The sequence below is a fragment of the Hoeflea sp. YIM 152468 genome (genome assembly GCF_029210485.1).
Classification (GTDB): Bacteria; Pseudomonadota; Alphaproteobacteria; order Rhizobiales; family Rhizobiaceae; genus Hoeflea.
The window spans coordinates 147,895-168,819 of the sequence record NZ_JARGET010000008.1; the positions used below are offsets into that span (position 1 = coordinate 147,895).

19 protein-coding genes are annotated in these 20,925 nt (G+C 59.4%); all 19 read left to right on the plus strand.

The features are described 5' to 3' along the window. Positions 1–87 precede the first annotated feature (87 nt). Entirely contained in the window at positions 88–1,263 is a 1,176-nt protein-coding gene (locus tag PZ897_RS04865) for an NADH-quinone oxidoreductase subunit E (protein WP_275750414.1), read from the plus strand. Between the two features lie 9 nt (positions 1,264–1,272). Then, positions 1,273–2,580 carry an NADH-quinone oxidoreductase subunit NuoF gene (gene nuoF, locus PZ897_RS04870; protein ID WP_275750483.1) on the plus strand — a complete coding sequence of 436 codons (1,308 nt, stop codon included), beginning with the start codon at positions 1,273–1,275 and terminating at the stop codon, positions 2,578–2,580. A 78-nt stretch (positions 2,581–2,658) separates the two neighbouring features. Continuing rightward, positions 2,659–3,516, plus strand: coding sequence for a hypothetical protein (locus PZ897_RS04875; protein WP_275750415.1), 858 nt, complete (start codon positions 2,659–2,661; stop codon positions 3,514–3,516). Positions 3,517–3,626: 110 nt separating this feature from the next. Then, a complete protein-coding gene (gene nuoG, locus PZ897_RS04880) occupies positions 3,627–5,708 on the plus strand; it encodes an NADH-quinone oxidoreductase subunit NuoG (RefSeq protein WP_275750417.1) in 2,082 nt (693 codons plus the stop codon). Positions 5,709–5,722: 14 nt separating this feature from the next. Continuing rightward, entirely contained in the window at positions 5,723–6,769 is a 1,047-nt protein-coding gene (gene nuoH / locus PZ897_RS04885) for an NADH-quinone oxidoreductase subunit NuoH (protein WP_275750418.1), read from the plus strand. A gap of 61 nt (positions 6,770–6,830) precedes the next feature. Then, positions 6,831–7,319 (plus strand): NADH-quinone oxidoreductase subunit NuoI, encoded by a 489-nt coding sequence (gene nuoI, locus PZ897_RS04890; RefSeq protein WP_275750420.1) that lies wholly within the window; start codon positions 6,831–6,833, stop codon positions 7,317–7,319. Positions 7,320–7,461: 142 nt separating this feature from the next. After that, positions 7,462–8,076: an NADH-quinone oxidoreductase subunit J gene (locus PZ897_RS04895; protein ID WP_275750421.1), complete on the plus strand. Its 615-nt coding sequence runs from the start codon at positions 7,462–7,464 to the stop codon at positions 8,074–8,076. 26 nt (positions 8,077–8,102) lie between these two features. Continuing rightward, positions 8,103–8,411: an NADH-quinone oxidoreductase subunit NuoK gene (gene nuoK, locus PZ897_RS04900; RefSeq protein WP_275750422.1), complete on the plus strand. Its 309-nt coding sequence runs from the start codon at positions 8,103–8,105 to the stop codon at positions 8,409–8,411. A 7-nt stretch (positions 8,412–8,418) separates the two neighbouring features. Then, positions 8,419–10,404, plus strand: a complete 1,986-nt coding sequence (nuoL, locus tag PZ897_RS04905; protein WP_275750424.1) for an NADH-quinone oxidoreductase subunit L — start codon at positions 8,419–8,421, stop codon at positions 10,402–10,404. Continuing rightward, on the plus strand, positions 10,404–11,915 hold the full coding sequence (locus tag PZ897_RS04910) for an NADH-quinone oxidoreductase subunit M (protein ID WP_275750425.1): 1,512 nt from the start codon (positions 10,404–10,406) through the stop codon (positions 11,913–11,915). The genes nuoL and PZ897_RS04910 overlap by 1 nt, the downstream gene beginning before the upstream one ends. A gap of 20 nt (positions 11,916–11,935) precedes the next feature. Further along, positions 11,936–13,378, plus strand: coding sequence for an NADH-quinone oxidoreductase subunit NuoN (gene nuoN, locus PZ897_RS04915; RefSeq protein ID WP_275750427.1), 1,443 nt, complete (start codon positions 11,936–11,938; stop codon positions 13,376–13,378). A gap of 18 nt (positions 13,379–13,396) precedes the next feature. Beyond that, the gene (locus PZ897_RS04920) at positions 13,397–14,140 is read left to right on the plus strand and encodes a biotin--[acetyl-CoA-carboxylase] ligase (RefSeq protein WP_275750429.1); all 744 of its coding nucleotides are present in this window, start codon (positions 13,397–13,399) and stop codon (positions 14,138–14,140) included. Between the two features lie 131 nt (positions 14,141–14,271). Continuing rightward, entirely contained in the window at positions 14,272–15,939 is a 1,668-nt protein-coding gene (locus PZ897_RS04925; protein WP_275750430.1) for a ribonuclease J, read from the plus strand. 10 nt (positions 15,940–15,949) lie between these two features. Continuing rightward, a complete protein-coding gene (gene mce / locus PZ897_RS04930; RefSeq protein WP_275750432.1) occupies positions 15,950–16,354 on the plus strand; it encodes a methylmalonyl-CoA epimerase in 405 nt (134 codons plus the stop codon). 11 nt (positions 16,355–16,365) lie between these two features. After that, complete coding sequence (locus PZ897_RS04935; protein ID WP_275750434.1) at positions 16,366–16,647, plus strand: DUF1467 family protein; 282 nt, start codon at positions 16,366–16,368, stop codon at positions 16,645–16,647. 96 nt (positions 16,648–16,743) lie between these two features. Continuing rightward, a complete protein-coding gene (locus tag PZ897_RS04940; RefSeq protein WP_275750436.1) occupies positions 16,744–16,977 on the plus strand; it encodes a hypothetical protein in 234 nt (77 codons plus the stop codon). 474 nt (positions 16,978–17,451) lie between these two features. After that, positions 17,452–18,795, plus strand: a complete 1,344-nt coding sequence (gene proS, locus PZ897_RS04945) for a proline--tRNA ligase (protein ID WP_275750438.1) — start codon at positions 17,452–17,454, stop codon at positions 18,793–18,795. Between the two features lie 27 nt (positions 18,796–18,822). Further along, positions 18,823–20,118, plus strand: coding sequence for a lipoprotein-releasing ABC transporter permease subunit (locus tag PZ897_RS04950; RefSeq protein ID WP_275750440.1), 1,296 nt, complete (start codon positions 18,823–18,825; stop codon positions 20,116–20,118). Next, entirely contained in the window at positions 20,111–20,812 is a 702-nt protein-coding gene (locus PZ897_RS04955) for an ABC transporter ATP-binding protein (RefSeq protein ID WP_275750442.1), read from the plus strand. The genes PZ897_RS04950 and PZ897_RS04955 overlap by 8 nt, the downstream gene beginning before the upstream one ends. Positions 20,813–20,925 lie beyond the last annotated feature (113 nt).

Below are 20,925 nucleotides of genomic sequence, written 5' to 3' on the forward strand. Positions count from 1 at the left end.
GCTGCCGCAAATAGCCGTAACCCATCCATGACCAAGTCGCCGTTCGGCGAATTCAAATAAGCCGGAAGAAAGACAAAAGAGTTCACCATGTCCGTTCGTCGACTTGCCGAAGAGAGTGTCCAGCCTGCGGAATTCGCGTTCAATCGCGAATTTGCCGCCCAGGCCAAGGTGTGGATCAAGAAATATCCCAAGGAGCGGGCGCAATCGGCGGTGATTCCGCTGATGATGCTGGCTCAGGAGCAGGATGGCTGGGTCACCAAGCGCGCCATCGAAACGATCGCCGACATGCTTGGGATGCCCTATATCCGGGCCCTGGAAGTGGCGACATTCTACACCCAGTTCCAGCTGAAGCCGGTGGGCAAGCGCGCGCATGTTCAGGTCTGCGGCACCACGCCTTGCATGTTGCGCGGCTCGGAAGCGCTGATAGAGGTCTGCCGCAACAAGATCCATCCCGAGCCTCTGCAACTCAATGAGTCCGGAACGCTGTCTTGGGAAGAGGTTGAGTGCCAGGGCGCCTGCGTCAACGCGCCAATGGTGATGATTTTCAAGGATGCTTACGAGGACCTGTCGCCCGAGCGCCTGGCCTATATCATCGACCGGTTTGAGGCAGGCCGGCCTGAAGAAATTCGTCCGGGCCCGCAAATTGACCGGATTTATTCGGCGCCGGAAGGCGGGCTGACAAGCGTCACCGAAGAGATCAAGCCCGGAAAGACGGCCTCGGCAAAGGATGCGAGCGCAAACAAGAGATCCCCGGCAGCGACAAAGGCCGGGCGGCCGAAGTCGCCTGCGACGCAGACCGCGACCAGATCGCCTGCGGCTGCAAAAGCCAATGTGAAGGCTGACGCCAAGACTGCGGCCAGTGCCACCGATGCGCCTGCGATGACGGTTGCGCGCAAGGCCTCTTCCGCAATCGACACCGGCAAGGTCGCCACAGCCTCCCGGGCGGCAACAAGAGACGGTGCCAAGTCTGCGCCTGCGCTTGACGACAAGAACCGGCCCTCCGGCATCGCCAAGCCGGCACAGCCTGATGATCTGAAGAAGATATCCGGCGTCGGGCCAAAGATCGAAGGCACGTTGCATTCATTGGGCATCTACACGTTCGCCCAGGTGGCGGCGTGGAAAAAGGCCGAGCGTGAGTGGGTGGATGGATACCTGAATTTCAAGGGCCGCATCGAGCGAGACGACTGGATCAAGCAGGCCAAGGCGCTGGCCAAGGGCGGCGAGGCCGAGTACATCAAGGTCTTCGGCAAGAAGCCGCGTTAGAGGTGAATGATGTTAGCTGACAAAGACCGGGTTTTCACCAATATCTATGGCATTTACGACAAGTCGCTGAAGGGCGCGATGGCGCGTGGCCATTGGGACGGCACCAAGGGCATCCTGGAAAAGGGCCGCGACTGGATCATCAACGAGATGAAGGCGTCGGGCCTGCGCGGCCGCGGCGGAGCCGGGTTCCCGACCGGGCTGAAATGGTCGTTCATGCCCAAGGAGAGCGACGGTCGGCCGCATTATCTGGTCATCAATGCCGATGAATCCGAGCCAGGCACGTGCAAGGACCGCGACATCATGCGGCACGATCCGCATACGCTGATTGAAGGTTGCGTGATTGCCGGTTTCGCGATGGGGGCTTTTGCCACCTACATCTATGTGCGCGGTGAATATGTGCGCGAACGCGAGGCGCTGCAGGCGGCGATCGACGAGTGCTATGACGCCGGATTGCTGGGCAAGAATTCCAAGCTCGGCTACGACATGGACGTTTATGTTCACCATGGGGCCGGCGCCTACATCTGTGGCGAGGAAACCGCGCTTCTGGAGAGCCTCGAGGGCAAGAAGGGCCAGCCGCGGCTGAAGCCGCCGTTCCCGGCCAATATGGGGCTGTACGGCTGCCCGACGACCGTCAACAACGTCGAATCGATTGCTGTCGCACCGACAATCCTGCGCCGTGGCGGCGCCTGGTTCGCGGGTATTGGGCGGCCCAACAACACCGGAACCAAGCTGTTTTGCGTGTCGGGCCACGTCAATGCACCGTGCACGGTGGAAGAGGCGATGTCGATTCCGTTCCGCGACCTGATCGATACCCATTGCGGCGGCATTCGCGGCGGCTGGGACAATCTGCTGGCGGTGATTCCCGGCGGCTCTTCCGTGCCGTGCATTCCTGCTGCCGACATCATCGATGCGCCGATGGATTTCGACAGTCTGCGCGATCTCAAGTCGGGACTTGGCACCGCGGCGGTGATCGTGATGGACAAGTCGACCGATATCGTCAAGGCGATCTGGCGGCTGTCGGTGTTCTACAAGCATGAGAGCTGTGGCCAGTGCACGCCGTGCCGCGAAGGCACCGGCTGGATGATGCGGGTGATGGAGCGTATGGTCAGAGGCAATGCGCAAAAACGCGAAATCGACATGCTGTTTGATGTTACCAAGCAGATCGAAGGTCATACGATCTGCGCGCTTGGCGATGCGGCGGCCTGGCCGATCCAGGGCCTGATCCGGCATTTCCGTCCCGAAATGGAAGCGCGGATCGATCAGTACACACGCAATGCTGTGCAAAGCCGCAATGTGCGGCTGGAAGCGGCGGAATAAGAGGCCTGCATTTGCCGGGCCCGGCATGACAGGAAACGTCACGGGGATAAGAGCGCGCAATCGACAAGGAAGATGCTGATGTCGATGTTTTCTTTTCCCACCGAGTTTATGATGAGCGAGATGATGAAACCGATGAGTAGCATGGCGGACTGGACCAGACTGGAAGAGATGCGTGTCTCTCCGCTGATGGTCTATCCGTTGGGTGCGACAGCGGCAGCGACCGCGATTGGTTTCGGCCTTGCCGGACAGATGGCCGGTCTGATGATCGGAGCCATGCAGGGCGCAATGAAGAGCCAGGCATCGCTGCTGGGTGGCCTTCCGGATCCGAGCTGGATGCCGGCCTTCGCCAAAGACCTTGCGCCAGAAGCTGGCGAGAGCGACGCGGTGGCGGATGTGCAGCCGACGGCAAAAACAAAGACGGCGGACATCGTCGAGCTGAAGCCTGCGCCCCAACCGGTGGCTGCCAGGGCCAAGGCCAAGTCCCGTTCGGCAAAAGCCGTCAAGCCGAAAGCTGCTTCTGCGAAGGCAAAGGCTGACACGGCATCTGCAGCCGGCATGGACACCGCTTCAGCAGTGGTCGATAAGCTCAAATCCGATGCTGAACTTGCCGCAGCGGCGATCCGCGAACGGGCATCGGTGGGAAGGGCGGCTGACAAGGAGCCTGCGGCGACACTGGCGCCTGAGCACTTTCGAAGGCCCGCCGAGATCGCAAAGCCGGAAGCGCCGGATGATCTGAAACTGATTGCCGGTGTCGGGCCGAAGCTCGAGCAGGTGCTCAACAGGCTTGGTGTCTGGACGTTTGCACAGATTGCCGCGTGGCAGCCGGAAGAAGTGGCGTGGGTCGATGATTACCTTCAGTTCCGCGGTCGGATTGACCGGGACGGTTGGATTTCACAGGCCGGTGCGTTGGCAAGGGGCGGGGCGACCGCTGAATAGAAACACTCAGCCGGGCGGGATGGATTCCTTGCCCGGCAAGACGCTCAACTGGTCCCGCTCAGGGATGATACGCGGTTCGTCGGACCGTATGCAAAGGTAGGACTGCTTGCATGGCCAAGATCAAGGTTGATGGAAACGAGATCGAAGTGCCGGACCACTACACGCTGTTGCAGGCGTGTGAGGAGGCCGGCGTGGAAGTGCCGCGGTTCTGTTTTCACGAACGGCTGTCAATTGCCGGCAATTGCCGCATGTGCCTTGTCGAGGTGAAGGGCGGTCCGCCAAAGCCTGCGGCCTCCTGTGCCATGGGCGTGCGTGATCTGCGTCCCGGCCCGAATGGCGAAACGCCTGAAGTGTTCACCAACACGCCGATGGTCAAGAAGGCTCGCGAAGGGGTGATGGAGTTCCTGCTCATCAATCACCCGCTGGATTGCCCGATCTGCGACCAGGGTGGTGAATGCGACCTGCAGGACCAGGCCATGGCGTTCGGCATGGACAGTTCGCGCTATGGCGAAAGCAAGCGCGCGGTCGAAGACAAATATATCGGCCCGCTGGTCAAGACCATCATGACACGGTGCATTCATTGCACCCGTTGTGTTCGCTTCACCACCGAAGTGGGCGGCATATCCGAACTCGGTCTGATCGGCCGCGGCGAGGATGCCGAAATCACCACCTATCTCGAGCATGCAATGAGCTCGGAGTTGCAGGGCAACGTCATCGACCTTTGCCCGGTTGGTGCGCTGACGTCGCGGCCCTATGCCTTCCAGGCGCGTCCGTGGGAGCTCGACAAGACCGAATCGATTGACGTGATGGATGCGCTTGGCTCGGCAATCCGGGTCGATACCCGTGGCCGCGAAGTGATGCGGGTGATGCCGCGCGTCAACGAAGCGGTCAACGAGGAATGGATTTCCGACAAGACACGGTTCATCTGGGACGGCTTGCGCACACAGCGTCTCGACCGGCCCTATGTGCGCCGCAATGGTCGTCTGGAAGCAGCCTCCTGGGCAGAAGCCTTCGGCGCGATTGCAACCGCTGTGGCCGGCGCGACGCCCGATCGCATCGGCGCCATTGCCGGCGACCTGGCGACAGTCGAGGAAATGTATGCACTGAAATCGCTGATCAGTTCGCTTGGCTCAGTCAATATCGATTGCCGCCAGGACGGTGCTGCGCTGGATCCGGCTCTGGGTCGTGCGAGCTATATCTTCAATCCGACCATCGAAGGCATCGAGGATGCAGGCGCGATCCTGATCGTCGGCTCCAACCCGCGCCGTGAAGCCGCGATCCTGAATGCGCGCATCCGCAAGCGCTGGCGCATGGGGGAGTTGCCGATCGGCCTGATCGGCGAACAGGCGGACCTGCGTTACGATCATGAATATCTCGGCGCCGGACCGGAGACGCTCAAGGGCCTGCTCGATGGCAGCAACAAGTTTGCGGCCAAGCTCAAGCGCGCCAAAAGGCCGATGATCATCGTCGGACAGGGTGCATTGGCGCGCAGCGATGGCGCCGGTGTGCTCGCCAATGTTGCCAAGCTTGCCGATGCCGTGGGCGCGGTGAAGGGTGACTGGAACGGTTTTGCGGTGTTGCACACGGCGGCAGCGCGCGTCGGCGGGCTTGATCTCGGCCTGGTGCCGGGAGAGGGCGGCCTTGACGCGGGCGCGATGCTGAGCGGCACGGATGTGCTGTTCCTGCTCGGAGCGGATGAGCTCGACTTCACCAAGAAGACAGCCGGTTTCACGGTCTATATCGGCACCCATGGCGACAATGGCGCCCATCATGCGGATGTGATCTTGCCGGCAGCGACCTACACCGAAAAATCCGGGACCTATGTGAACACCGAAGGCCGGGTGCAGGTGACCAACCGCGCGGCGTTTGCTCCGGGCGAGGCGCGGGAAGACTGGGCCGTGTTGCGGGCGCTTTCGGATGTGCTTGGCAAGAAGCTGCCCTATGATTCGCTGCGCGCGTTGCGGGCCGCCCTGTATGGCGACTATCCGCATTTTGCGGAAATCGACATGATTTCCACCGGTGATGGCGGCGCGATTGCCGCAATTGCCAGGAAAGCGGGCAAGATGAACAAATCGGCGTTTGCGTCCACGGTCAAAGACTTCTATTTGACCAATCCGATCGCACGCGCGTCGGCGGTGATGGCTGAATGCTCGGCCTTGGCGAAGACCGCCAAGGCAGTGGCGGCGGAATAGGGGCGGGAAACATCATGGACGGTTTCATCTCAACTTATATCTGGCCTGCGGCCGTCATGGTCGCGCAGTCGCTGCTGGTGCTCGTCGGGCTCTTGCTGTTTGTTGCCTATATCCTTTACGCCGACCGCAAGATCTGGGCTGCCGTGCAGCTTCGCCGCGGCCCGAACGTGGTCGGACCCTGGGGGCTGTTTCAATCCTTTGCCGATCTTTTGAAGTTCGTCTTCAAGGAGCCGGTGATTCCATCCGGCGCCAACAAGGGGGTGTTCCTGCTGGCGCCGCTGTTGGCGGTGACTTTGGCTCTGACCACCTGGGCGGTTGTTCCGGTCAATGCCGGCTGGGTGATCGCCGACATCAATGTCGGCATCCTGTTCGTGTTCGCGATTTCCTCGCTGGAAGTCTATGCCATCATCATGGGCGGCTGGGCCTCGAACTCGAAATACCCGTTCCTGGGTGCATTGCGCTCCGCTGCGCAGATGATCTCCTATGAACTGTCGATGGGTTTCGTCATCGTGGCGGTGCTGCTGTGCGTCGGCTCGCTCAACCTGACCGACATTGTCATGGCGCAGGTGGACGGTGTCGGCACCCGGATCGGGCTGCCAAGTTCGGCGCTTGACTGGCACTGGTTTGCGCTGTTCCCGCTGTTCATCATTTTCTTCATCTCGGCACTGGCCGAGACCAACCGGCCGCCCTTCGACCTGCCCGAAGCCGAATCGGAACTGGTGGCGGGATTCATGGTCGAGTACGGATCGACGCCTTACATGATGTTCATGCTCGGAGAGTATACGGCCATCGTGCTGATGTGCGCTCTGACAACGATCCTGTTTCTGGGCGGATGGCTGCCGCCGCTTGATGTGTGGTTCCTCAATTGGGTGCCGGGCATCATCTGGTTCGTGCTCAAAGTCTGTATGGTGTTCTTCATGTTCGCCATGGTGAAGGCTTTTGTGCCGCGCTACCGCTATGACCAGCTGATGCGACTCGGCTGGAAGGTTTTCCTGCCGATCTCGCTGGGCATGCTGGTGATCGTGGCGTTCTTCCTCAAATTGACAGGACTGGCACCATGAGCATGACCACCCCTTCCATCCTCCGGCTGATCGGGCCGGGCAAGAGCGGAGACTGACTGTCATGGCCTTGGCTCAAGCTGCAAAATCACTGTTCCTGAAGGAATTTGTCAGCGCGTTCTTCATGTCGATGCGCTATTTCTTCGCCCCGAAGGCGACGTTGAACTATCCTTACGAAAAGGGCCCGGTGAGCCCGCGTTTCCGCGGCGAGCACGCTTTGCGACGCTATCCCAATGGCGAAGAACGCTGCATTGCGTGCAAGCTGTGCGAGGCGATCTGTCCCGCGCAGGCGATCACCATCGAAGCCGGACCACGGCGCAACGACGGCACCCGCCGCACCGTGCGGTATGACATCGACATGGTGAAGTGCATCTATTGCGGATTCTGCCAGGAAGCCTGTCCGGTTGACGCAATTGTCGAAGGCCCGAATTTCGAATTCGCCACGGAGACGCGCGAAGAACTCTACTACGACAAGGACCGGTTGCTCGCCAATGGCGATCGATGGGAACGGGAACTCGCCCGCAATATCGCGATCGATTCACCCTACAGGTAAGACACGGGAACAGCGCTCCGGACGGGGGCACTGTCTTGAAACCAAACGCGGGGGCAGGGACGGCTCAAACCACTCCCTCCTTCATCCGGGACAGGAACACGGGGTTCCAGTCACTCGGGGGAAATACGAAAAGGCGCCGATCATGGGTCTTCAGGCTCTGTTTTTCTATTTGTTTGCCTTTGTGGCAGTGGCTTCCGCCTTCATGGTGATCGCCGCGCGCAATCCGGTACATTCCGTTTTGTTTCTGATCCTCACCTTCTTCAATGCGGCCGGGCTGTTCCTGCTGACCGGGGCAGAGTTTCTGGCGATGATCCTGCTGGTGGTCTATGTCGGCGCGGTCGCGGTTCTGTTTCTCTTCGTCGTGATGATGCTTGATGTCGACTTTTCGGAATTGAAGTCCGGCGCCCAGGAATATGCGCCGATGGGCGCGCTGGTCGGGTTTATTCTGGCTGCGGAACTGATCGTCGTGCTGGCTGGCAATACGTTTCACCCGGCAGTGGCGGGCAGCGGCACCAGTCCGATACCGGCATTGTCCGAACGCACGAACACCGAGGCGCTCGGTGACGTGCTCTACACGGATTTCATATTCTACTTCCAGATTGCCGGCATGGTGCTTCTGGTTGCCATGATCGGCGCCATCGTGCTGACGCTCAGACATCGCCAGAATATCAAACGACAAGACATAAACCAGCAGATCGCCCGGACACCGGAAACCGCTATGGAAGTGGTCAAGGTCAAGCCCGGCCAGGGCATTTGAACGCGGGGATGTGAAGGAATAATTGCATGGAAATCGGACTCGCCCATTATCTGACTGTCAGCGCGATCCTGTTCACGCTCGGCATTTTCGGGATATTCCTGAACCGCAAGAACGTGATCGTCATCCTGATGTCGATCGAGCTAATCCTGCTCGCCGTCAACCTGAACATGGTGGCTTTCTCGATGCATCTCAATGATATCGTCGGGCAGGTGTTCGCGCTTTTCATCCTGACGGTTGCGGCTGCGGAAGCATCCATCGGGCTTGCCATTCTCGTCGTCTTTTTCCGAAACCGCGGCTCCATTGCCGTGGAAGACGTCAACATGATGAAGGGCTAAGAGAGCCATGTACCAAGCTATCGTCTTCCTGCCACTTGTCGGCGCTCTCATTGCAGGTTTCGGCGGCCGGGCTATCGGTGCCAAGGCATCCGAATATGTGACCACGCTGTTTCTGATTGTCGCGGCGTTGTTGTCGTGGGTGGCCTTTTTCTCCATTGCCATGGGCGACGGCGAGACAGTCCGGGTCCCGGTGATGCGCTGGATCGATTCCGGCTCGCTCAGCGTCGACTGGTTGCTGCGGATTGATGCGCTGACAGCGGTGATGCTTGTGGTGGTCAACACGGTGTCCTGCCTGGTTCATGTCTATTCCATCGGCTACATGCATCATGATCCGCATCGTCCGCGGTTCTTTGCCTATCTGTCGTTCTTTACCTTCGCCATGCTGATGCTGGTGACGTCGGACAATCTGCTGCAGATGTTCTTTGGTTGGGAAGGCGTCGGCGTGGCGTCCTATCTGCTGATCGGTTTCTGGTACAAGAAGCCATCGGCCAATGCCGCGGCAATGAAGGCGTTCATTGTCAACAGGGTTGGTGACTTCGGCTTCCTGCTCGGCATTTTCGGCGTGTTCGTGCTGTTCGGATCGGCTTCGTTCGATGTCATCTTTGCTGCTGCTGCCGATTATCTGCCGGCGGAAGGCGCGGATGCGGGCGGTACGATATTGACGCTGTTCGGCATGCATCTCGACAGGGCTGATGCCCTCACCGGTGTCTGTCTGCTGTTGTTCATGGGAGCCATGGGCAAGTCGGCGCAGTTCCTGCTGCATACCTGGTTGCCCGACGCGATGGAGGGTCCGACACCGGTGTCGGCTCTGATCCATGCCGCGACCATGGTGACGGCTGGCGTCTTCCTGGTGGCGCGGATGTCGCCGATCTTCGAATTGTCTCCCGATGCGCTCAGCGTCGTGATCTGGATCGGGGCGATTACCGCGTTCTTCGCAGCCACCGTTGGGTTGGTGCAGAACGATATCAAGCGTGTGATCGCGTATTCGACCTGTTCACAGTTGGGCTATATGTTTGTCGCCTTGGGTGTGGGTGCCTATGGCGGCGCCATCTTTCACTTGTTCACGCACGCCTTCTTCAAGGCGCTGTTGTTCCTGGGTGCGGGCTCGGTCATCCATGCCGTCTCTGACGAGCAGGACATGCGGCGCATGGGCGGCCTGCGCAAGAAGGTGCCTCTGACCTACTGGATGATGATCATCGGCACCATCGCGCTGACCGGTGTCGGCATTCCCGGCACCCTGATCGGAACCGCCGGCTTCTTCTCCAAGGACATCATCATTGAATCGGTTTATGCGGCGCACAGCTCTCCATCCGGCATCGCGTTTGGTCTTCTGGTGATCGCAGCAATGTTTACCAGTTTCTATTCCTGGCGGTTGATCTTCATGACCTTCCACGGCAAGCCGCGTGCATCGGCAGACGTGATGCATCACGCGCATGAATCACCGATGGTGATGCTGGTGCCGCTGTTCATTCTGGCTGTGGGTGCCCTGTTTTCGGGTGTGGTGTTCAAGGAGTTCTTCTTCGGACATGGGTATGCCGAATTCTGGAAGGGCGCCTTGTTCACCAGCACCGGGAACACCATTCTCGACGACTTCCACCATGTGCCGCTTTGGGTCAAATGGAGCCCGTTCGTGGCCATGCTGCTTGGACTTATCACAGCCTGGTTCTTCTACATCCGCTCGCCTGAAACACCCAAGCGGCTGGCCGAGGATCATCAGTTGCTGTACCGGTTCCTGCTCAACAAATGGTACTTTGACGAAGTGTACGATTTCATCTTTGTCCGCCCTGCCAAGTGGCTCGGCACCTTCCTGTGGAAACAGGGGGACGGTCGCGTCATTGATGGCTTTGGCCCGGATGGCATTGCCGCACGGGTGCAGGACGTCACCGGCCGGGTTGTGCGAATGCAGACCGGATATCTTTACCACTACGCCTTCGTGATGCTGATCGGAATTGCAGCGCTTGTCACATGGATGATGCTCGGGAGTGCATTCTGATGACCGATTGGCCTCTTTTGTCAGTTGTCACCTTCATACCGCTGATTTGCGTGTTGTTTCTTCTGCCGATCAAGGATGACACCGAGATCGGACGACGCAACATTCGTCAGGTGGCGCTGTTGGGAACGACCGCAACCTTCGTGATGTCGCTGTTGATCTGGGCAAGCTTTGATGTCAGCGATCCCGCCTTCCAGATGGTGGAAGCGATCGATCTGCCCGGTTCTATGTTTTCCTACGCCATGGGCGTGGACGGCATCTCGATGCTGTTTGTGATCCTGACCACCTTCCTGATGCCGCTGTGCATTCTGGCCAGCTGGAATTCGGTCGAAACCCGTGTACGGGAATACATGATCGCCTTCCTGGTGCTCGAGACCATGATGATCGGCGTGTTCTGCGCCCTCGACATCGTGCTGTTTTACGTGTTCTTCGAAGCCGGCCTGATACCGATGTTCATCATCATCGGCGTGTGGGGCGGCAAGCGCCGGGTTTATGCCAGCTTCAAGTTCTTCCTCTACACGCTTGCCGGTTCGGTGCTGATGCTGCTGGCGATCATGGCGATGTACTGGGATTCGGGAACCACCGACATACGCGCGCTGCTTGCGCATAATTTTCCGGCGGAGATGCAGACCTGGCTGTGGCTGGCGTTCTTTGCATCGTTTGCGGTGAAGATGCCGATGTGGCCGGTTCACACCTGGTTGCCTGATGCGCATGTGGAGGCACCGACCGCGGGTTCGGTTATCCTGGCCGGCGTTTTGCTGAAGCTTGGCGGCTACGGCTTTCTTCGCTTCTCGCTGCCGATGTTTCCGCTGGCATCAGCCGATTTCGCGCCGCTCATCTTCACGCTGTCGGTTGTCGCGATCGTCTACACCTCGCTGGTGGCGCTGATGCAGGAAGACATGAAGAAACTGATTGCTTATTCTTCGGTGGCCCATATGGGCTTTGTGACGATGGGAATCTTCGCCGCCAACCAGCAGGGTGTGCAGGGCGCCATCTTCCAGATGCTCAGCCATGGATTGATATCGAGTGCGTTGTTCCTGTGTGTGGGTGTTGTCTATGACCGTTTGCACACCCGTGAGATCGCGGCCTATGGCGGACTGGTCAAGAACATGCCGAAATATGCCGTGGTGTTCATGCTGTTTACCATGGCCAATGTCGGTCTGCCCGGCACGTCAGGTTTTGTCGGTGAATTCCTGACGCTAATCGGCGTGTTCCAGGCCAACTCGATGGTGGCGCTGTTTGCCGCCACCGGCGTGATCCTGTCAGCGGGCTATGCGCTGTGGCTTTACCGCCGCGTCGTCTTCGGTGCGCTGGAAAAGGAAAGCCTGAAGGGCATGCTCGACCTGTCGGGCCGCGAGAAAGCGATCCTGTATCCGCTTGTCGCGCTGACAATCTTCTTTGGTGTCTATCCGGCACCGATCTTTGATGTGACGGCAGCTTCGGTTGACGCGCTGATAAACAATTACACGGCTTCGCTCCAGGCAGCGCGCGATCTTGCGCTGTCGGTTAACTGAGCTACGGAGACTGCGGGACCATGACGCCAGAAATACTTACATCCAGCCTACAGCTTTCCGTGCCCGAGCTCATGCTGGCCGTCGGAGCCATGGTGCTTTTGATGATCGGCGTATTCTCGGGGGAGAAATCGGTAACCCTGGTCAACGGCTTTGGAGTCGCGTTGCTGATCATGGCCGGCCTGGTGCTGGTTCTGGTCACCGGTAACGGGGAAGCCTACAACGGCGCCTTTCTCTCCGATCCGTTTGCGCGCTTCATGAAGGTTCTGGCGCTGGTCGGGTCGATCACGGCCATGGTGATGTCGGTGGGCCACGCCAAGGTCGAGCGGATCGACAAGTTCGAATTTCCGGTGCTGATCGTGCTGGCGACGCTCGGCATGCTGATCATGATCTCGGCCAACGACATGATCGCGCTCTATATGGGTCTCGAACTGCAGTCGCTGGCACTCTACGTCGTGGCCGCCATCAACCGCGACAGCCTGCGCTCGACCGAGGCGGGGCTCAAATATTTTGTTCTGGGCGCGCTGTCATCGGGCATGCTGCTTTACGGCGTTTCACTGGTTTACGGCTATACCGGCCATATCGGATTTGACGAGATTGCTGAAACGGTCGCCGGTGGCGAACGTTCGCTTGGCCTGGTTTTCGGTCTGGTATTCATTCTTGCCGGTATTGCCTTCAAGATCTCGGCCGTTCCGTTCCACATGTGGACGCCCGATGTCTACGAAGGCGCGCCAACTCCGGTCACGGCGTTTTTCGCGTCCGCGCCGAAGATCGCGGCCATGGCGCTCTTCATTCGCATCGTCATCGTTGCCTTTGAGCCGGTGACGCCCGACTGGCAGCAGATCGTGGTGTTCATCTCGATCGCCTCGATGGTGCTTGGCGCCTTTGCCGCAATCGGCCAGAAGAATATCAAACGGCTGATGGCCTACTCGTCGATCGCGCATATGGGGTTTGCCTTGGTCGGCCTTGCCGCAGGCAGCCAGGCCGGTGTTCGCGGTGTCATCCTCTATATGCTGATCTACATGGTGATGACGCTGGGTACATTTGCCTGCATTCTCGCCATGCGGCGCAAGGAAGACGGCAATGTCGAACAGATCGACGATCTTGCCGGGCTGGCGTCGACCAACCCATTCATGGCGCTGATGATGACCATCCTGATGTTTTCGCTCGCCGGAATTCCTCCGCTTGCAGGGTTCTTCGGCAAGTATTTCGTCTTCGTCGCCGCAATCGAGGCCAAGCTCTATGCCCTCGCCATTATTGGCGTGCTCGCATCGGTGGTCGGAGCCTATTACTATCTCAGGATTGTCAAGATAATGTGGTTTGACCAGCCGGACGACGCTTTTGTGCCGGTTGCGGGCGAACTTAAACTGGTGTTCGGGGCATCGGGCCTGTTCGTGCTGTTTTATGTGCTTGTCTCCAACCCTCTGGGCCTGGCCGCCGACGTTGCTGCAAAGACCTTCTTCTAGAATGCCGCGGCGGACTGCATGAAGGTGCCCGACTTCCGGCATATTGAGCTGGGGGATGTCGCGTCCACCAATGCCGAGTGCCTGGAGCGGGCGCGGGCAGGGGACGCCGGGCGGCTGTGGATCACCGCCGCACGTCAGACCGGTGGCCGTGGACGCCGGGGCAGGACATGGATTTCGGAGCCGGGAAATCTGTATTCGTCCTTGCTGCTGATTGATCCGGCTCCGTGGGCGGCGCTGGGCAGCCTGCCGTTGGCGGTCACGCTCGCTGTGCATGGGGCGGTGGCGTCAATGCTCCCAGACGGCGGCGGGGGCGGGTTGCGGATCAAGTGGCCAAATGACCTGTTGATCAACGGTTTCAAGACCGCTGGTATTCTGATTGAAGCCGAACAGCTTTCTGACGGCCGCCGGGCGGTCGTGATCGGCTGCGGTATCAATATCGCGCACCGGCCTGACACGGGGATCTACCCGGCGACCTGCCTTTCCGAACAAGGCAGTGCTGCGACACCGCAGGGCCTGTTCGCGCGGCTGGTTGTGTCGATGGACGCAACACTGCAAGACTGGGATGAGGGGCGTGGTCTTGCCGGTATTCGTAAGGCGTGGATCGATCGTGCTGACGGTTTGGGAAAGCCGGTGACTGTGAATTTGCCAGACCGCCAAATCCGTGGTCTGTTTGACGGAATTGACGGCGAGGGCAGATTGATGCTCGCCATGCCGGACGGGAGTAAACAGATGATCGCTTCAGGCGATGTGTTTTTCACCTGACGCCGCATGGTTTTTGTCTTGAGCCGAGTCCGGCTGAAGCGAAAAGTCATGCCAAATGTGTAGTTTACAGCGACCTTGGAGCATCAAACCCGATGCGTGGCGCTGCATGAAATGACAAGACAGGACACTTGATGACAAAAGACCAGGATCTCGTATTCGTCCCCTTGGGCGGCGTCGGCGAAATCGGCATGAACCTTGCGCTGTATGGCTTTGGCTCTCCCAAAAAGCGCGACTGGATCATGGTGGATTGCGGCGTTACCTTTCCCGGCCCGGAACTGCCGGGCGTCGACCTGATCTTGCCGGATGTCGACTTCGTCAAGAGCCTGGGCAAGAGGCTCAAGGCGATCATCATTACCCACGCCCATGAGGATCACTACGGCGGTCTGGCGCAGATATGGCCGCAGCTCAAAGCGCCGGTCTACGCTTCAGCCTTCACGGCCGGGATGCTGGAAGCCAAACGTTCCTATGAGCGCACACGCGCAGAGGTTCCGGTTACGCTGTTCAAGGCCGGAGAGCGCTTCACCGTCGGCCCGTTCGAGATCGAACCGATTGCCGTCAATCACTCGATTCCGGAGCCGTTTTCGCTGGCGATCCGCACACCGCTGGGCAATCTCATTCATACCGGCGACTGGAAGATCGACATCACGCCTTCGCTGGGACCGCTGACCGACGAGCGCCGGTTCCGGCAATTGGGCGAGGAGGGAATCCTTGCCATGATGTGCGATTCGACCAACGCAATGCGGGACGGGATTTCACCATCGGAGAAGGAAGTCAGTGCGGGTCTGCGCGAAGTCATCGAACAGGCTGAAGGCCGAGTGGCGATCACCACGTTCTCCTCCAATGTCGGTCGTATCCGTTCGATCGCCGAAGCTGCGCGCGATGCCGGACGCGAAGTGCTGCTGCTTGGCAGTTCGATCAAGCGGGTGGTCAATGTTGCCACGGATTTGGGGATGATGGATGGGATTCCCGAATTTCTGGCCGAAGACGAGTTCGGGTATATCCCCCGCGACAAGGTGGTGATCATCCTGACCGGTAGCCAGGGCGAACCGCGCGCAGCGCTGGCCAAGCTGTCACGGGATGAAATGCGCAACGTCGCTTTGGCATCCGGAGACACGGTGGTGTTTTCCTCGCGCACCATTCCCGGCAATGAAAAGGGCATAAACGATATCAAGAACGGCCTGATCGAACAGGGTGTCAAGATTGTCACCGACACCGATGCGCTGGTGCATGTGTCAGGCCATCCGCGCCGCAACGAACTGGTGCAGATGTATGAATGGGTCAAGCCCCAGATCCTGGTGCCGGTGCATGGCGAGGCTGCACACCTGACTGCACAGGCCGAACTGGCACAGGCATCGGGAATTGCGATCACGCCGCGTGTGCGCAACGGCTCGATCCTGCGGCTGGCGCCAGGCGTCCCGGAAGTCATTGGTGACGCGCATCATGGCCGTATCTACAAGGATGGGAACCTGATCGGTGACTATGACGAAATGGGCATTTCGGAACGGCGCAAGCTGTCATTTGCCGGTCATGTGTCTGTCAGTGTCGTGCTTGATCAGCGGTTTGAATTCCAGCGCGATCCCGTTGTCTCGGCGATCGGACTGCCGGCCAGTGATCGCGATGGCGATGACATGGAAGATATCCTCTATGATTCAGTTCTGGGGGCAGTGGAGAGTATTCCGCGCGGCCGCCGCAAGGATATTGACGGTGTTCGAGAGGCTATTCGCCGCTCTGTTCGCGGTGCGGCCAACGAGGTATGGGGCAAGAAGCCGGTGGTGACGGTGTTCGTCATCAAGGTGTGAGAGGATAGCCATGCTGGGACGCTTGAACCATGTCGCGATTGCAGTGCCGAATCTGGCCGCGGCAAGCGCCCAGTACCGGACCATGCTCGGTGCCGAAGTCACAGAGCCTCAGGTGCTACCCGAGCATGGCGTCACGGTTGTCTTCATCCTGCTGCCCAATACCAAGATCGAATTGCTCGAACCGCTGGACGAGACGTCGCCGGTCGCCCCCTTTCTGGCCAGGAATCCGTCCGGTGGCATGCACCATGTCTGTTACGAAGTTGAGGATATCCTGGCGGCGCGAGATCATCTCAGGCAGCAGGGCGCGCGCATTTTGGGCGATGGCGAGCCGAAAATCGGTGCGCACAACAAGCCGGTGTTGTTCCTTCATCCGAAGGATTTTAACGGTACCTTGATCGAACTCGAGCAAGTCTGAGGAGCGCTGACATGGGTTTGGGCGCAGGTTTTGCCATTTTTTTCATCATCTGGTGGGTGGTCTTGTTCACGGTGCTGCCGTTTTCTGCACGCAGCCAGGCCGACGAGGATAACGTCACGCCGGGAACCCCGCCCAGTGCTCCGGCAGATTTCCACTTTTCAACGGTGTTCTGGCGGACGACCGCCCTGTCGGTCGTGGTGTTTGGCCTCTATTTCCTGGTCACAGTGGTGGGCGGTTTCACGCTCAACGACCTGATCGCGCTCACACCGGATTTCAAGCGTTCAGGCATCTGATCCGGGCTGGAAGCCTGGGCGCAGCGGTCGATCCATGGAACTTTGTCCCGGCGCCCCCGTTGTAGGGGCATCGTAACCGTTCCACGGAGGCTTTTGATGAGCACTGCATCCCACAAACCCGACCGCTTGACGGAATCCGACCTCGCCCAGGACGAGATGGGCGACAATTCGCTGCAGGGCGACGACCAGGCGAATGTGCGCAACCAGCGCCATGCCGTTCCCGATGTGAAGCAAAAGGCCGATGACAGCGTCATCGAGAGCCTGAAGAAAGCCGACAAGGATGTCCGTGCCAAAGCCGAGCTTGGCAAAGGCGCGCGCAAGGACGATTGAAACGCGACGGGTGGTTCCCTCGCTTGAGTGAATCTGCGAGATGGCCGGAGCGGCACACCAGCCTGCCCAAGAGAAGGCCGGGGGAATCAGGACAAAAAAAACAAGGCTCGAAGCCTTGCTGTTTAAGTGTCGCGTGATCTGTTTCCCGGTTGCCCGGGGGCTGCGAACAAAGCGCGCCTGAGATCCTATCCTCCCAAGACTTTGACCGCGAATTGGGCAACTCCTGATAGGACTTGCCTCTTTAGTGGGCTTTATTTAACTCAATGCGGAAGGCTTGTCACGCGCTTTTTATGACAATAATGCCGGTTGCATTCACAATCGTGCGGCAATCTGGCCATGAAGCCGATGACAGGCGGCGCTACGGGTTTTCTTTGGCGGGCGAAGCGGATAAGAACGCATGAGTCCTGGCCCCGGCCGGGCAACCCTTATTTTGCCTGATTCTTCCTTCAGAGCTGAGCCAAAGCGGATCATCCCATGCGTCTGTCTAAATATTTTCTGCCCATCCTCAAGGAAAACCCCAAGGATGCGGAAATCGTTTCCCACCGTCTGATGGCGCGCGCCGGCATGATCAAGCAGCAATCGGCCGGGATCTATTCCTGGCTGCCGCTTGGCAAGCGGGTTCTCGACAAGGTGTGCACCATTGTCCGCGAGGAACAGGACCGGGCAGGGGCAATCGAAATCCTGATGCCAACCGTGCAGCCCGCGGACCTGTGGAGAGAAAGCGGCCGCTACGATGATTACGGTCAGGAAATGCTGCGCATCAAGGACCGCAATGATCGGGAGATGCTGTACGGTCCGACGAATGAGGAGATGGTGACGGATATCTTCCGCTCCTACGTCAAGTCCTACAAGGATCTGCCGCTCAATCTCTATCATATCCAGTGGAAGTTCCGCGATGAGCGCCGGCCCCGTTTCGGGGTCATGCGCGGCCGCGAGTTCCTGATGAAGGATGCCTATTCCTTCGATCTCGATTATGAGGCGTCACGGGCCGCCTACAACCGGATGTTCGTGTCCTATCTGCGCACATTCGAACGCTGCGGACTGAAATCGATCCCGATGCGGGCCGACACCGGGCCGATCGGCGGCAGTCTCAGCCATGAGTTCATCGTTCTGGCCGAAACAGGGGAAAGTCAGGTCTTCTGCCATCGCGATTTTGAAGGTTTTTCCGTGCCGGGTGCGGATATCAATTATGACGATGCCGCAGCCGTCGCCGCCATTGTCGACAAATGGACGGCGCCGTTTGCAGCCACCGACGAGATCATGGACAAGGAAGACTGGGCGCGGGAAGCCTGGGATGGGCTCGCCGAGGACGCCCGCGTCTCCGCTCGCGGCATCGAAGTCGGTCACATCTTTCATTTCGGCACCAAATACTCCGAACCGATGAATGCCTTTGTTCAGGGGCCGGACGGCAAGCAGCATTACGTTTCGATGGGCTCTTACGGGATCGGCCCGTCCCGCCTGCTTGGCGCCATCATCGAGGCATCGCACGACGAGAACGGCATCATCTGGCCTGAAGGCGTGGCGCCGTTCGATGTCGGCCTTATCAACATGAAGCCCGGCGATGCCGCTTGCGATGCAGCCTGCGAACGTATCGAGTCAGCGCTTGAGAATGCGGGACTGGAGGTGCTTTACGATGACACCGACGAGCGCGCCGGCGGCAAGTTCGCCAAGGCTGATCTGATCGGCCTGCCGATACAGGTGATTGCGGGGCCGCGTGCCGTTGCCGACGGCAATGTCGAAATCAAGGTCCGGGCCACGGGCGAGCGGGAAACGATGTCGATCGACGCTGCTATCAACCGCCTCGCACAAGCCCGCTAGGCCAAGGTTGATCCAAAGGATAGCGCCATGACCGATCCGGATACCGTACCCCCTGTTGCCGCGCCTGTCGCCAAGCCGTTCTCGGCGTTTGAACGCATGGTCGCCTGGCGCTATTTGCGGTCACGGCGCAAGGAAGCCTTCATTTCGGTGATTGCCGGGTTTTCGTTTTTCGGAATCATGCTCGGGGTGGCGACCCTGATCATCGTCATGGCGGTGATGAATGGGTTTCGCGGTGAACTGATCACCCGGATTCTGGGCATCAATGGTCACATGGTGGTGCAGCCGATCGACCGCCCGCTGGACGATTATGCGGCGCTGGCATCGCGCTTCAAACTGGTTGATGGCGTGGTCAATGCGATTCCGATGGTCGAGGGACAGACCCTGGCCTCCGGCGCCGGCGGGGCTGGAACCGGGGCGCTGGTTCGCGGCGTCAGGGCTGAAGACTTTCAATCCATGAAGATCATCTCCGACAATATCCGCGCAGGTGATCTGGTCGGGTTTCTCTCTGGCGAAGGGGTGGCGATCGGGTCGCGGATGGCGCAGTCGCTCGGCCTGGCTGCAGGCGACCTGATCACGCTGGTGGCACCGGAAGGCGATGTGACGCCCTTCGGCATGACCCCGCGGGTCAAGGCCTACCCGGTATCGGCGATCTTTGAAGTGGGCATGTCGGAGTATGATTCCTCGATCATCTACTTGCCGCTCGAAGAGGCGCAGCTCTATTTCAATGCCGAGGGACTGGTTCAATCCATCGAGATCTTCGTGGACAAACCGGATGAGATCGACCGGATGCGCCCCCTGCTTGAGGCTGCGGCCGAACGGCAGATCTTCATCACCGATTGGCGGCAACGCAACCAGACCTTCTTCTCAGCCCTACAGGTCGAGCGCAATGTGATGTTCATGATCCTGACGCTGATCATCCTGGTGGCCGCGCTCAATATCGTGTCGGGGCTGATCATGCTGGTCAAGGACAAGGGCAGGGACATCGCCATCCTGAGAACCATGGGGGCGTCGGCAGGTTCGGTGATGCGAATCTTCTTCATGACCGGTGCCGCCATCGGTGTGTCCGGTACCATTGCCGGCTTCCTGCTCGGAGTTGTGGTCTGCCTCAACGTCGAACGCATCCGCCAGTTTTTCTCCTGGCTCTCCGGCACCACCCTGTTCAATCCGGAGCTTTATTTCCTGAGCCAATTGCCTGCCGACATGGACACCGGCGAAACAATCGTGGTGCTGCTGGTGGCCCTTGTTCTGTCTTTCATCGCCACGCTGATCCCGTCCTGGCGGGCGTCAAGGCTCGATCCGGTACAGGCGCTGCGCTATGAATGATCCCGTCCGCACGCCTAAGCCTGCGGTTTTGCAGATGATCGACGTTGGGCGTCATTTCGTCCAGGGTGAGAAAGACATATCGATTCTGGATGGCGCGAGTTTCAGCCTGCAGGCGGGTGAAACCGTGGCGCTGGTGGCGCCGTCGGGAACCGGAAAATCCACGCTTTTGCATCTGGCCGGATTGCTCGAGCGGCCTGACGAAGGCGATGTGATCATCGCCGGCGAGGCGTGCGGGCAATTGTCGGATGACCGCCGTACGGCGATCAGGCGCTCGGAAATCGGTTTCGTCTACCAGTTCCACCATCTGCTGCCGGAATTCACCGCGCTCGAAAACATCATGATGCCGCAACTGATTTCGGGTCTGTCGAAGGCCGACGCCAAGGAACGGGCAGAGCAATTGCTGGACTACATGCGGATCGGACACAGGGGCGCGCACCGCCCGTCCGAACTGTCGGGCGGTGAACAGCAGCGTGTGGCAATTGCGCGCGCTGTCGCCAATGCGCCGTTGCTGCTGCTGGCAGACGAGCCGACCGGTAATCTTGACCCCGAAACCGCCGGCTATGTGTTCGAGGCGCTTGACGCGCTGGTGCGGCAGTCCGGGCTGTCGACCGTGATTGCCACGCACAACCACGACCTGGCGAGCCTGATGGATCGTCGGGTGACCTTGCACGATGGCAAGGTGGTGGAAGTTTAGGCCGGAGCGCCGCGTCCGCAATTCTTCCAGCTCCCGGGTGCGTTCCGCGTCCCGGCCGCGCCGCATTCCCTCCTCGCTTGGAGTTGGCGCCGATCACAATCAAACCCCAAAAA